The sequence below is a fragment of the Rhodococcus wratislaviensis genome, from assembly GCF_900455735.1.
In the GTDB taxonomy this organism is placed as follows: domain Bacteria; phylum Actinomycetota; class Actinomycetes; order Mycobacteriales; family Mycobacteriaceae; genus Rhodococcus_F; species Rhodococcus_F wratislaviensis.
Genome location: NZ_UAUI01000005.1, coordinates 105,580 through 119,201, shown reverse-complemented (window position 1 = coordinate 119,201; position 13,622 = coordinate 105,580). Strand labels below are relative to the sequence as shown.

Here is a 13,622-nt window from a genome sequence, read left to right as displayed (position 1 = left end):
TCCGGCATCATGGGTCACGTGTCAGCACTGAATACGTACCTGTTCGGCGCCGAGGACGGCACGGAGATCCTCGCCCTGCACGGACTCACCGGTCATGGCAGACGGTGGGAGGCGCTGGCCACCGACCAGCTGCCGGACGCCCGCTGGATCTCCCCCGACCTGCTCGGGCACGGCCGCTCCACGTGGTCGCCGCCATGGAATCTCGAGGCCCACGTCGCGAGTCTCGTCGACACACTCGACGCACACGCGCGGGGACCGGTCCTGGTGGTGGGCCACTCGTTCGGGTGCGCCCTGGCACTGCATCTGTCGCGGGCCGTCCCCGACCGCGTCCGGGGACTCGTGCTGCTCGATCCCGCGATCGGACTCGATCCCGAGCTGATGCAGTCCGTGGCGGATCTCACCATCTCCTCCCCCGACTACACCGACGTCGCAGAGGCCCGGTCCGAGAAGGTGCACGGCTCGTGGGGTGAGGTGGCACGCGAGGTCCTCGAGAACGAGATCGCCGAACACCTGGTGCCGCTGGCGAACGGCCGGGTGAACTGGCGGCTGTCCACCCCGGCGGTCGTCACGGCGTGGGGCGAGCTCGCACGCGAGGCCGTCCTGCCGCCCGCGCACCTGCCGACCGTCCTCGTGCAGGCGTCGAGGGTGCAGCCGCCGTACGTCACACCCGAGTTCCGCAAGGCTCTCACCGACCATCTGGGCGACAACCTCACTGCCGTCGACCTCGACTGCGATCACATGGTGCCGCAGGCCCGGCCAGACGAGGTCGCCGAGCTCGTCCGCACGCTCCTCTGATGGTCGAGTGATGGTCGCGACGACGGAGGAACAGGTCGAGGCGGTCCGCGCGCTGGTCGCGGCGATTCCGCCCGGCCGGGTTGCCACCTACGGCGACATCGCCTCGGCGGCAGGCCTGTCCAGCGCGCGGACGGTCGGCTGGATCATGCGTACCGACTCCGCCGACCTCCCCTGGCACCGGGTGCTGGGCGCGTCGGGACGACCGGCGCCGCACCTCGCGCACCGCCAGATCGCGAAACTCGAACTCGAGGGTGTTCCCATCCGGGACGGCCGCGTGGATCTCGCGGCCGCACGGCACCGGTTCGATCAGGCCGGCTGACGTCCCCGCCGCCTCAGCAGGTGCTCGGCGCGGGATCACCGCGGAACCGGGCGTCCATCCAGTCCAGCCCCTGGGGCAGTCCCAGCGCCGCCGCCGACAGGTGGTCGGGGGTCGGAGTGAGCAGCGTCTGCACCGGAGTGCCCGCGTCGCAGTACCGCCGCAGGGTGGTGTCGATCGAATCGACCGGGATCAGCGCGTCGGTCGGGCTGTGCCATTCGAAGATCGGCGTGGTGGGCACGCCCGGATAGAGCTCCAGGCTGTTCTCCTCCATCACCTTCCACGCTTCCGGGTCGTCCATGAAGTTCTTGTTGTCGGTCATCTGTGATGCGCTGCGCCCGATTCCGAACAGCATGATCTCGTTGGTGCATCCGTTGCCGATCATCTGCTTCATCCAGCGGCCCTGATCGTTGAGCTGGCCGCTGACGTCGATGCGGTCCGGGTATTCGCGTTCCAGCCCCAGCGCGGCGGCCATCGCGAGACCGAACGCGGGGTGCGGGTTGGTGCCCAGCGCCTCCGCCATCTTCACCAGGTTCATCGGGGTTCCGCCTTCGGCGGCGCCGACGATGTTCAGTTCGGGGGCGTAACTCGGGGCCAGCGCCGCCGCCCAGGCCGTGGCCATGCCGCCGCCGGAGTATCCGCCCAGTCCGACCTTGCTGTTCTGCACCTGGAGTTCGGGGACCTGCTGGACGGCGCGGATGCCGTCGAGGGTGATCTGGCCTCCGAGCTTCGCCGCGCCGTACGCCATCCTCGGTCCCAGATGGTCGGGCAGCGCCACTGCCCACCCGCGTGCGAGTGCGATGTTGAGTCCGGCGGCTTCGCGGATCTGGTGCAGCGGGTCGGTGGTGTAGAGCTCGGTGACGATCTTGCACTTGTTGCCCAGCGAATTGATGATGTGCTGGTACGACACCAGCGGACCGTCCGGGACGTGGTTCGGGGGCAGCACGTATGTGGTGTTCGCCGCGATCGGCCTGCCCTCGGAGTCGGTGGTCCGGAACAACAGCTCCCACATCGCGCTACCGGGGAAGTAGTACGACGGCGGCAGCTGGCGGATCTTCAGGACTTCGCCCGGAGCATGGTCGGCGACGTCCGCGGGTTGGATGTAGAACGGGTCCGGGTCGGCGACGGGGAAGATCGCGTCGGCAGCGGGTGGGGACAGCAAGGGGGGCAACAGCAACGGCGGTTGTGCCGCGGAGGTGCCTGCGCCCACGAGGGCGGCAGTCAGCGCGAGGACCGAGCCGAGTACAGCGGTGCCGAAGGATCTGCGGAACAACGAGCCCATGACATACCCCACAATTCAGCGAGCGGGTCGACGGCATCACTATGCCAGAGCGTCGATAAAGATCAGCCCCTTTCCCGGTACCGAAGTGGTCTCTGACCGATACTTCGATTCACAGGTACTTCACACGACGAGCGTCGGCGTCGCGGACATCGAGGCGTCGCCGGACACGACCAGGGTGGCAAGGACATTCACGGCCGCGGTCAGCTCGGACACCGGCCGCGTGAAGGGCAACCGCTGGTGGTCGTCGAACAGATGACCGGTACCGAACCGGGGCCCGGGAGCCAGGAGCAAGCCCCTCGACCGCGCCGAGGCGACGAGTTCCGTCGAACTCGTTCCGGCAGGAAGCGTGCACCACAGGGACAGTCCCCCGGCGGGCAGCACGTAGTCCCACCCGGGCAACCGCTCGTCCACCGCCGCCGCGAGCGCGTTCCGCTGCACCCGCAGGTCGCGGCGGCGCTGCGCGACCAGGCGGTCGTGCCAGGCGAACAACCGCACGGCGGCAAGCTGATCCAGCACCGAGACCGACAATTGCCTGCGCGCCATGATCTTGGCCATCTGCGCGGTGCGGGCGGCCTCGGCGCGCACCCAGCCGATGCGGATACCTCCCCACACGGTCTTGCTGAGGCTGCCGATCGCCACGGTCGCCGATTCCGGGACCGGGACGCCGAACGGCTCGAGGTCGTCCGAACCGTCCAGCACGAGTTCCGCCGCCACCTCGTCCACGACGGTCACCACGCCGTGGCGGGCCAGGGTCGCGGCCAGCCGCCGCCTGCCTTCGAGAGTCCCCCTGGCCCCCGACGGGTTGGAGAAGTCCGGCATCAGGTACGCCACCGTCGGGGCGCTCTGCCGCGCGGCCCGGTCCGCCTCGGCGACGAACGCGTCCGGGTCGGTCGCATCGATCGGCACCGGAACGGGTCTGCCGCCGGCCGCCTGCACGGACTCGACCGCGCCGGGGTAGGTCGGGTGTTCGACCAGGACGCGGTCGCCCGCCTCGACCAGAGCCTCGAAGACCACTTCGGTGGCATCGCCTGCGCCACCGGTGACGAGGATCTGGTCCGCGGTGGTGGGTCGACCCCGCCGCGTGTAATGGTCTGCTATCGCCGCCCGGAGCGTCGTCAGTCCGCCGGGGTGGTAACCGTGCTGGGGCATGAAACGGGGCAGCTCGTCGACTGCGTCGAGATACGCCTCCCTGAGCTCGGGGGCGGCCGCAGGCGCGGCGTTGACGAGGTCGATGACACCGTCCACCGGCGCGCCCACCATGCTCCCCCACGCCGGCGGACCCGACGGCATCGCCACGAACGTGCCCGATCCGTGCCGCGCCGACACCCAACCGGACTCGCGCAGTTCGCGATACGCGGCACTGACGGTCACCCGGCTGAGCCGCAGCTCCTCCGCGAGGGCCCGTTCGGCGGGCAGCCGGACTCCCACGGCCATCGACCCGTCCGCCACCCTCTCGCGGAGGGCGTCGGCGAGCCCGCGGTACAGCGGTTGCCCGCCGGTAGGCGCCGCACCGAGCAGCACCGCCAACTCGGCTGCCGAGACGCTTCGGACTGGTTCGACACTCATACAGGCCACTTTCCCACAGAGGACTGGAATTCGCGGTCCACTTTGCCCCGACAATCGATACATGCTGGTAATTGGAATCCTCTTGGCCCTCAGCCTGGCGTCGGTGGCCTGGCTCTGCGTCAGCACGGCGCACGGCGGACGGTCCGGGCTCGCCGGACCTCCGCGCAGCCACCTGCACAGCGACTGAGGGTGTGCGGCAGCATGAGGGAATGAACTCTGCCGCACCCGTTCACGCGATCGTCCTCGCCGGTGGACGAGCCACTCGGATGGGCGGCGTCGACAAGCCGGCCGTGGTGGTCGGCGGACGCCGGATGCTCGACACCGCTCTCGACGCCGTCGACGACTGTGAGCGCATCGTCGTCGTGGGACCTCGGCGCGCCGACCTCGATTCGACGGTGCTCCAGACGCAGGAGACGCCGCCGGGCGCCGGGCCGGTCGCGGGGGTGGCCGCCGGACTCGCCGTGCTCGACGCCGAACCGGACGACCGGGTGATTCTGCTCGCGTCGGACCTGCCGTTCGCGGAACCCACGATGGTGGCGGCCCTCGCCGCCGCCGTGCAGGACGCCGACACCGTGTTCGCGATCGACGAGTCGGGCCGCCTGCAGTTCCTGTTGTCCGCGTGGCGCGTCGGCGCGTTGACCGACCGTGTGCGCTCGCTCGGATCGGCGGTCAACCAGCCCATGAAGGCACTCGTTCCGGACACGTTCGACACGGTCCTCTTCCGCGGCGTCACGGACTGCGACACACCGGAGGACGTCGAGCGAGCCCGGAGCAGGGCCGCGGCGACGCCGGTCACGATCGACGAGGCCCGGGACGCGATCCTGACCGCCGTCCCCCCGCTCCCACCGCGGTCCGCGGCACTCGGCACGTCGCTCGGCGCCACCCTCGCCGAGCCGCTGCTCGCCGCCGAAGCTCTGCCTCGCATCGCCGTCTCCGCCATGGACGGATACGCCGTCGCAGGCGACGGTCCGTGGGTGCTGCGCGACGACATCCGGTACGCGGGGAGCTCCGAGGAACTCGAGCTGGCGGAGGGCGAAGCGGCCCGGATCGCGACGGGCGCGCACCTCCCCAGCGGTGCCACCGCCATCGTGCGGGACGAATTCGCCGTGGTGACAGACATTTCCGAGGGACCGCGACTGTCCCGCAAGGAGGACGCCCCCGTGCGCGACGACGCGCGGCGGCGCGGGGAGGACTGGCACGAGGGGTACCGGCTCGCAGTGGAGGGCACGGCCGTCACGCCCGCACTCGTCTCCGCCGCCGCGAGCGCGGAGGTGACCACCGCGGGGGTTCGCGGCCCCGTCCGCGCACACGTGGTGGTGACGGGTGACGAGATCCGGCGGGACGGTCCGCTGCGACACGGGCAGACGCGGGACGCCCTGGGACCCGTTCTCCCCCAGTTCCTCTCGTGGTGCGGCATCCGGACGGTCGCCGACACCCACCTGCGGGACACGTCCGACAGCTTCGACGAACTGTTCCGGGAAGTCCGCCAGCCCGATCTGATCGTGATCGTCGGGGCGACCGGTGGCGGCGCGGCCGACCAGTTGCGTGCCGCGCTCGACCGGGCGGAGGCCCGGATCGTGGTGGGGCGGGTGCGGTGCCGCCCGGGCGGTTCGCAGGTGACCGCCCTGCTACCCGACGGTCGGGTGGTGCTGGGGCTGCCCGGAAACCCGTACGCCGCGGTCGTCACGCTCCTGACCACGGTTCCGTCCATCGCGGCCGCACTCACCGGTCGCACCCCGGCGCCGCGTCAGCTGGGACGTATCGCGAATGCGTCCGAGGTCAGTGGCGACGCCACCCGGATCCTGCCCGCCGTCCCGCAACCGGACGGCACGTGGCGTGTCGACCCCGGAATCCGGACCGCGCATCTCGCGGGCCTGATCGACCGCGAGGCGCTCGCGCTGGTCCCGGCGGGTGCGGCCGACGGCGATCTGGCCGAGCTGATCCCGCTACCGCGCTGACGGTTCAGCGCTGGAACGACAGTGTGCGCAGCGCGGCCGGAATTCCACTGCGGTAGCGCTCCGCCACAAGGCCGACGATGGCCGGATCGACACCGAGCGGCTCGGCTACTCCGTCCGCACCGGCATCGGCGAGACGCGCGTGGAACAGTCCGTGGGCCAGGAGATACGACGCGACGAACACGCGCTTCTCGCCGTCCGCCCGCAGCCCGGCCACCACGTCGGGGACGCGCGGCTGCGCTGTCGCCACGTAGCCGATCCGGACCCGCGACGCCACGAGTTCCGACAGCAGCGCCGCGGCGCGCCGGACGTCGCGCAGGGCCCGCGGGTCGGACGAGCCGGCCGCGGCGAGCACGACCGCGTCGCCGGGCCGCCAGCCCGCGTCGACCAGCCGCCGCAGCAGGACCTCCGCGAGAACGGGGTCCGGTCCCAGCGCCCGGGTCACGGCCACCGACGGGTGACCGCTGTCCGCGACTTCCCGCGGAACATCGGTGTGGACGTGGTAGCCCGACGCGAGGAACGCCGGGACCACGACGGCGGGCCCGGTGATGTCGCGGAGCACCTCGGCGGGCGACGGCCCGAGAACGTCCACGAAGGACACCCGGGTCGGTCCGACCTGCTCGGCGACGGCGTCGGCGAGCGCGGCGATCATCTCCACGCCCCGGGGACTCCGCGTTCCGTGTGCCACCAGTACCAGTGCTGTCTCGTTCACTGCTGTCCCTCCTCACGTGAATCGACGCAGTCGACGGGGTCGAGCGCGAGGCGATATCCCCGCTTGACCACCGTCTGGACGGCTTTCGGTGCGCCCAGGGATGCGCGCAGCCTCGCCACGGCCGTCTCCACGGCGTGGGTGTCGCCGCCGCCACCGGGCAGCGCCGCGAGCAGTTCGTCCCGCGGCACGACCCGGCCGGGACGGGCGCCGAGTGTGCGCATCAGCGACATGGCGGCGGGGGGCAGCTGCCGCACCTCGCCGTCGACGACGACGCATCCGCCGCGGATGCTCAGCTCGTGTCCGGCGGTCTGGATCTTGTTCGCCCGCCTCGGCAGCTCGTCGGCGATGTGCCGGGCGAGTGCCCCCAGCCGCGAGCGTGCCGGCATCGTCGTCGGCACCTCGAGTTCGCGCAGCGGTCCGGCGGTCACCGGTCCCACGCAGGCCGCGAGAACTCGGTGCCGGAACGAGTGCAGCACCATCTCGATCATTCCGGTCTCCTTGGCGCGGGTCAGCAGCGAGGCCACCGCCGGTGCGCTGGTGAAGCTGACCGCGTCGAGTCCGCCGGAGGCGATCAGTTCGATCATCCGGTCCATCGGGGCCTGGTCCTCGAGCGGCGTCCACCGGTAGACGGGGACGGCGATCACGTCGGCGCCCGCGCAGCGGAGCACCTCGCAGAAGTCCGCGACCGGCTCCCATTCCGTGGTGGCACCGTGCAGCTGGACCGCGATGCGCTTGCCTTCGACGCCCTCACCGAGCAGGTGATCGAGCACCTCCGCCGACGACTCCGAGGCGGGTGACCACTCTTCCCGCAGGTCTGCGGCCCGGATCGCGCCCTTTGCCTTGGGTCCGCGGGCCAGCAGGCGGCTCGAGGCCAGTGCCCTGCCGAGCTCCTCCGCTTCGCCCCAGCCGTCCGCGGCCTCCATCCAGCCGCGGAAGCCGATCCCCGTCGTCGCGACGACGATCTCCGGCGGGTTGTCGATGATCTGGCGTGTGACGCGCTCGAGTTCCGTGTCGTCGGCCAGCGGGATGATGCGGATGGCCGGGGCGTGCACGACGGTGGCGCCGCGCCGCGTCAGCAGCGTGGCGAACTCTTCCGCACGCCGGGACGCCGTGATTCCGATCGTGAACCCGCACAGCGGCGTGTCGTCGTTCACGCGTTCGTGCTGTGAACCTGGACGACGCCGGCCCACACCCGCACGTCGTACACGGGCAGCCGCACCGACTCGTCGTCGAGGCAGCGTCCGTCGACCAGCGAGAACACCTGCTTGAGCAGCGGCGACGCCACGGTAGGCTCGCCGGCCCGGTCACCAACGAGGCCGCGGGACATCACGGCCGCGCGCCCGAACGGGTCGATGTTGCCCACGGCGCGCAGCGATCCGTCCTCGAGCAGGAACAGTGCCACCTGCTCCCCGCCCCGCAGCAGCACCGCCACCCCGAGACCGGGAATCAGCTGGCTGAGCGGGCACGCGGACGTCCATTCGAGACGGCCTGACTGGACGCTTTCACGCCTGGTTCCACTGGCACTGTGCACGTTCATGTCGACGACGGTCATCACAGTCCTCCTTCGGGCTGGTGTGTATCCGTGCTTGGATACATCGTTCGGGGTCGGTGTTTCCGCAGCGTTAAGCGGGGATTACTCCGATGTAGAAGCTGCGAATTTCGGCATTCCCATCAACACCGGGACCTTCCGGACGCCCGTGTCGTCGAACGAGACGGTCGGATCGGCCTCCTCGGGCGCGTTGACGAACGACACGAACCGCGACAGCTTCTCCGGGTCCTCGAGCACGCCCGCCCACTCGTCCTTGTATCCCAGAACGTGCTTGGCCATGGCCGCCTCGAGATCGGCGGCGATGCCCAGGCTGTCCTCGCACACCACGGCCTTGAGGTGGTCGAGCCCGCCCTCGAGGGAGTCGACCCACGGCGCGGTGCGCTGGAGACGGTCCGCGGTGCGGATGTAGAACATGAGGTACCGGTCGATGTAGCGGACGAGGGTTTCGTCGTCGAGCCCACCGGCGAGCAACTGGGCGTGCTTCGGAGACTGGCCGCCGTTGCCGCCGACGTACAGGTTCCAGCCGTTCTCGGTGGCGATGACGCCGACGTCCTTGCCGCGCGCCTCGGCGCATTCGCGGGCGCAGCCGGAAACACCGAACTTGATCTTGTGCGGGGACCGTAGGCCGCGGTACCGGTTCTCGAGGTCGACCGCCATCCCCACGGAGTCCTGCACGCCGTACCGGCACCAGGTGGATCCGACGCAGCTCTTCACGGTGCGCAGCGACTTGCCGTAGGCCTGACCGGACTCCATGCCCGCGTCGACGAGACGCTTCCAGATCGCGGGCAACTGCTCGACACGGGCGCCGAACAGGTCGATGCGCTGACCGCCGGTGACCTTCGTGTAGAGGCCGAAGTCGCGGGCCACCTCGCCGATGACGATGAGCTGTTCGGGCGTGCATTCGCCACCGGGCATCCGCGGCACCACCGAGTAGGTGCCGTTCTTCTGGATGTTGGCCAGGAAGTGGTCGTTCGTGTCCTGCAGACCCGCCTGGTTGCGGTGCAGGATGTGGTCCGAGTCGGTGGACGCCAGGATCGACGCGACGACGGGCTTGCAGATGTCGCAGCCCGAACCCTTCCCGTACTTCGAGATCAGCGCGGAGAACGTGCGCGTGTCCGTGGCCTGCACGATCTCGAACAGTTCGGCGCGGGACTGCTCGAAGTGCTCGCACAGCGCCTTCGACATCACCACGCCGGACGACGCGAGGAGCTGCTTGATGGTCGGCAGGCAGCCGCCGCACGTCGTTCCGGCGTTGGTGCAGCTCTTGACCTGCGCGATGTCGCAGGCGCCGTCGGCGATGGCACCGCAGATCGACCCCTTGGTGACGCCGTTGCACGAGCAGACCTCGGCGTCGTCGGGAAGGGACCCGGCGCCGGGCTTCTCCCCCGCCGGCGAGATGAGCGAGGCCGGATCGCCCGGCAGTTCGCGGCCGACGAGCGGGCGCAGCGAGGCGTACGCGGAGGCGTCGCCGACGAGGATGCCGCCGAGCAGCGTCTTCGCGTCGTCGGACACGACCAGCTTGGCGTAGGTGCCCTTGGCAGCGTCGCTGAGGACTACCTCCAGTGCGCCGGGGGTCTGAGCGTGCGCGTCGCCGAAGCTGGCGACGTCCACGCCCATCAGCTTGAGCTTGGTGGACAGGTCGGCGCCCGGGAACTCCGCCGCCCCGCCGAGCAGCCGGTCCGCGACGATCTCCGCGGTGGTGTAGCCGGGAGCGACGAGGCCGTAGCACCGTCCCTCCACCGCGGCGCACTCGCCGACCGCGTAGATGTTCTCGTCCGACGTGCGGCAGCCGAGGTCCGTGATGATCCCGCCCCGCTCGCCGACCTCGAGTCCGGCGTCGCGGGCGAGCTGGTCCTGCGGCCGCACACCGGCGGAGAACACCAGCAGCGCGGCCTCGATCACCGAACCGTCGGACAGTTCGACGCTGATCCCGTCCGGACCCTCGGTGATGCCGGCGGTGCCGACACCCGTGTGGACGGTGAGACCGAGGTCGGTGACCAGGTTGGCGAGCAGCGCTCCGCCGCCCTCGTCGACCTGCAGCGGCATCAGCCGGGGCGCGAACTCGACGACGTGCGGTGTCATGCCCATCAACTTGAGCGCGTTCGCGGCCTCGAGTCCGAGCAGACCACCACCGACGACGACACCGACGGCGCCGGGGCCGGCCGCGTCGGCACGCTTCCGGATGCCGTCGAGGTCGTCGAGCGTGCGGTAGACGAAGCACTCCGGACGGTCGTGCCCGGGGATCGGCGGCACGAACGGGTACGAACCGGTGGCCATCACGAGAGCGTCGTACGCGACGACCTCGCCCGAATCGGTGGTGACTTTGCGGGACTCCCGATCGATGGTGGCGGCCCGGCGGCCGATCCGGAGGTCGACGAGAGCGTCGTCCGGGTAGTCGTTACCCGCGAGCGCAAGCTCCTTGGGGTCCCACGCCCCCACGTAGGAGGACAGTCCCACCCGGTCGTACGCGGGGAGGGGCTCCTCGCAGAGCACCGTCACCGACCAGTCGTCCGACTCGTCGCGCGCACGCAACGCCTCGACGAATCGATGTCCGACCATTCCGTGTCCGATGACCACTGCTGACTTGCGGCTCATGCCGTCGCTCCTTCTAGCTGAATTGCTCGAGTTCATGCGGTACTGCGTGAGGTCACGCCGAGACCGACACCTTTTCGTCGTCGCCGTCGGAGACGGTGAGCCCACGAGTGACGGACGGGCGGCGCAGGAAGACGAACCAGGTGACGAAGATGCAGGCGATGTAGAAGGCGAGGAACACCCAGAACGCCATGGTCGCCGACTTCGCGGTGCCGCCGTAGGACGCGCGCAGCACCAGGTTGATGCCGACGCCGCCGAGGCCGCCGATGGCGCCCGCGAACCCGATGAGGGCGCCGGACATCGCCCGCGACCACGCCGCCTTGGCATCCCGGCTCAGTCCCTCGAGTCCCTGCGCCTTGGCCTCGAAGATCGACGGAATCATCTTGTAGACCGAGCCGTTGCCGATGCCCGCCAGCAGGATGAGGGTGATGAAGCCGAACACGAATGCCACCAGCACTCCGGCCGTTGCCGCGCCGGGCGTGCCGTCGTCGACGGTGCCCGCGGTCACCAGCACTGCGGCGGCGAGCGCCATGGCGACGAACGTGTACAGCGTGATCTTGCCGCCGCCGATGCGGTCGGCGAGCTTGCCGCCCATCGGGCGCGCGATGGAGCCGAGCAGCGGTCCGATGAAGGCGATCTGCGCGGCGCGCAGCGCAGCCTCCGCGGGGGTGGCGCCACCGGCGAGGAAGTTGATCTGCAGGACCTGGCCGAACGCGAAGCTGAAGCCGATGAACGATCCGAACGTGCCGATGTAGAGGAAGCTGATGACCCACGAGTCGGAGAACTTCAGCGCCTTGGCCATCGACCGGAGATCGGACTTCTGGTTGCCGAGGTTGTCCATGAACAGGGCGGCGCCGACCGCGGCAACGGCGATGAAGACCAGGTAGACGGCACAGACGATCCAGGGCTCCGTGTTACCCAGGGTGGCGATCACGAGCAGGCCGATCACCTGGATCATCGGGACACCGATGTTGCCGCCGCCGGCGTTGAGACCGAGCGCCCAGCCCTTGAGCCGCTGCGGGTAGAACGCGTTGATGTTGGTCATCGACGAGGCGAAGTTGCCGCCGCCGACGCCGGCGAGGGCGGCCACGAGGATGAACGTCGTGTACGACGCGCCGGGGTTCATCATCAGGTACAGGGTGAACAGCGTCGGCACGAGCAGGACCAGGGCGCTGAAGACGGTCCAGTTCCGGCCGCCGAATCGGGCCGTCGCCACCGTGTACGGGATTCGCAGAATCGAGCCGACGAGGGTCGGGACCGCGACCAGGAAGAACTTGCCCGCCGCGTCGATGCCGTAGATGTCGGTCGGCATGAACAGCACCATGACGGACCAGATCGACCAGACGGAGAAGCCGACGTGCTCAGCGACTACCGACCAGATCAGGTTCCGCTTGGCGATGTCCTTGCCGCCCGCCTCCCAGGCGTCGACGTCTTCCGCGTCCCAGTGCTCGATGTAGTGCTTCTTCACCCGGGCCTCCTCGTTGTGTGGGAGACCCAAAGGTAGAAAACCGGTGTTGCGGCGGTGCTGCGGTCGGTGACCGCGACGTCAACTGATCCTCACTTTTCAGCCGGGCCGATGTGAGGTTTCCTGCATGTTTCCTAGGCGTGTCGAAGAGCGTCCTGCGGCTCCGAATCGACGTGCCAGCTGTCCTCGAGCATGCGCGGCTTGCATGCCTGGAACGCAGCGAAGAGGAGGATCACCACACCGAACGTCAAGAATCCGAACGACAGGGTCCACCCGCCGGAGGCATCGTGGAACACCCCGAACAGTAGTGGACCGAGGCACGCGACGGCGTAGCCCACGCCCTGGGTGAAACCGGACAGCGTCGCCGAGCCGATGTGGCTGCGCGTGCGGAGGTTGATCAGCGTCAGCGACATCGGGAACGTGCTGGGCCCGAGCCCGAGCAGCACGATCCACAGGATGGGCGCGCTCATGGGGGCCAGCAGGAGCCCGCTGAAGGACACGAGGTAGCAGACCGCGCACCCGATCACGACCGGGAACGGGTTGCGCATGCGCGCGCACAGCGTGGGCGCGCCGAACGCCGCGACGAGGCCCATGAACGAGAACAGTCCCACCATGGCACCACCGAACGCCTCGCTCGCGCCGGCGTCGGACAGGATGTCGGGGATCCAGGTGAACATCGAGTACGTGATCATCGACGTCATCCCGAACATGCCGGCCATGCCCCAGCCGACGGGCGATCGCCAGGCCTTCCCGTGGGGACGGTCGGCCGGAACGTCCGCGGGCGGTTGCGCCGTCACGACCACGGCGCGACGTCGTTCGCGGGTGAGGAGGAGGATCCACGGGACCGCCGCGGCGAAGCCGAGGAGCGCCCACACGCCGATCGAGACCCGCCAGCCGAATGCCTCGGCGAGCGGGACGGCCACGAAGGCGGGGGCGATGGTGCCGATCTGCACGCCGACGATGTAGACCGAGCTCATCACGGCCAGCCGGTCGGAGAAGTAACGCTTGACGAGCGGCGGAATCACCACGTTGCCGATTCCCATGCCTGCCAGCGCCAGCGCCGACAGTGCCAGCAACGACCAGGTGTCGCTCATCAGGGCTCTCGTGAGCATGCCGACCGCGGCCATCAGCATCGCGACGAGGGCGGTCCGTTCCAGGCCCCACCGCTTGGCGATGAGCGGCGTCCCCAGTCCGAACAGCGCGAACATCGCCGTCGGCACCATTCCGAACACCCCGACGACCGTCGGCGAGAATCCGATGTCCTCCCGGATCTGCGAGGCAAGCGGGGTGAACGAGGTGACCGCCAGCCTCAGGACGAGAGCAGACATGGCGATCGCACAGAAGACGAGGAGGCGGCCGCGTAGAAGAGTCACGAGATAAATCATAGGAT

General features: G+C 69.7%; 12 protein-coding genes. 4 read left to right on the top strand and 8 right to left on the bottom strand.

Going from position 1 to position 13,622, the window contains the following annotated elements:
* Positions 1 to 9 precede the first annotated feature (9 nt).
* Complete coding sequence (locus tag DTA22_RS09845) at positions 10 to 795, top strand: alpha/beta fold hydrolase (RefSeq protein ID WP_112299314.1); 786 nt, start codon at positions 10 to 12, stop codon at positions 793 to 795.
* Between the two features lie 10 nt (positions 796 to 805).
* On the top strand, positions 806 to 1,114 hold the full coding sequence (locus tag DTA22_RS09840) for an MGMT family protein (protein ID WP_037245209.1): 309 nt from the start codon (positions 806 to 808) through the stop codon (positions 1,112 to 1,114).
* A 13-nt stretch (positions 1,115 to 1,127) separates the two neighbouring features.
* Here the strand turns inward: DTA22_RS09840 and DTA22_RS09835 are convergent, their stop codons facing one another.
* Both DTA22_RS09835 and yczR read right to left on the bottom strand, forming a co-directional pair.
* Positions 1,128 to 2,393 carry a lipase family protein gene (locus tag DTA22_RS09835; RefSeq protein WP_112299313.1) on the bottom strand — a complete coding sequence of 422 codons (1,266 nt, stop codon included), beginning with the start codon at positions 2,391 to 2,393 and terminating at the stop codon, positions 1,128 to 1,130.
* 120 nt (positions 2,394 to 2,513) lie between these two features.
* Positions 2,514 to 3,959 (bottom strand): MocR-like transcription factor YczR, encoded by a 1,446-nt coding sequence (gene yczR / locus DTA22_RS09830; RefSeq protein ID WP_112299312.1) that lies wholly within the window; start codon positions 3,957 to 3,959, stop codon positions 2,514 to 2,516.
* A 61-nt stretch (positions 3,960 to 4,020) separates the two neighbouring features.
* On the opposite strand from yczR, the gene DTA22_RS36710 reads away from it, so the two are divergent.
* Positions 4,021 to 4,146 carry a hypothetical protein gene (locus DTA22_RS36710; protein WP_255221814.1) on the top strand — a complete coding sequence of 42 codons (126 nt, stop codon included), beginning with the start codon at positions 4,021 to 4,023 and terminating at the stop codon, positions 4,144 to 4,146.
* A 22-nt stretch (positions 4,147 to 4,168) separates the two neighbouring features.
* On the top strand, positions 4,169 to 5,917 hold the full coding sequence (locus tag DTA22_RS09825; protein ID WP_112299311.1) for an NTP transferase domain-containing protein: 1,749 nt from the start codon (positions 4,169 to 4,171) through the stop codon (positions 5,915 to 5,917).
* Positions 5,918 to 5,921: 4 nt separating this feature from the next.
* Here DTA22_RS09825 and DTA22_RS09820 read toward each other — a convergent pair whose 3' ends face one another.
* The 6 genes from DTA22_RS09820 to DTA22_RS09795 form a co-directional block, all read right to left on the bottom strand.
* Positions 5,922 to 6,626: a sirohydrochlorin chelatase gene (locus DTA22_RS09820; RefSeq protein WP_037245196.1), complete on the bottom strand. Its 705-nt coding sequence runs from the start codon at positions 6,624 to 6,626 to the stop codon at positions 5,922 to 5,924.
* Positions 6,623 to 7,780 carry a uroporphyrinogen-III synthase gene (locus DTA22_RS09815; RefSeq protein ID WP_005259684.1) on the bottom strand — a complete coding sequence of 386 codons (1,158 nt, stop codon included), beginning with the start codon at positions 7,778 to 7,780 and terminating at the stop codon, positions 6,623 to 6,625. The genes DTA22_RS09820 and DTA22_RS09815 overlap by 4 nt, the downstream gene beginning before the upstream one ends.
* A complete protein-coding gene (nirD, locus tag DTA22_RS09810; RefSeq protein WP_005574158.1) occupies positions 7,777 to 8,178 on the bottom strand; it encodes a nitrite reductase small subunit NirD in 402 nt (133 codons plus the stop codon). Before nirD ends, DTA22_RS09815 begins: the two co-directional genes overlap by 4 nt.
* Positions 8,179 to 8,259: 81 nt before the next feature.
* Complete coding sequence (gene nirB / locus DTA22_RS09805) at positions 8,260 to 10,770, bottom strand: nitrite reductase large subunit NirB (protein ID WP_005574157.1); 2,511 nt, start codon at positions 10,768 to 10,770, stop codon at positions 8,260 to 8,262.
* A gap of 52 nt (positions 10,771 to 10,822) precedes the next feature.
* The gene (locus DTA22_RS09800; protein WP_052033811.1) at positions 10,823 to 12,235 is read right to left on the bottom strand and encodes an MFS transporter; all 1,413 of its coding nucleotides are present in this window, start codon (positions 12,233 to 12,235) and stop codon (positions 10,823 to 10,825) included.
* 131 nt (positions 12,236 to 12,366) lie between these two features.
* Entirely contained in the window at positions 12,367 to 13,617 is a 1,251-nt protein-coding gene (locus DTA22_RS09795; protein ID WP_112299310.1) for a CynX/NimT family MFS transporter, read from the bottom strand.
* Positions 13,618 to 13,622: the final 5 nt, after the last annotated feature.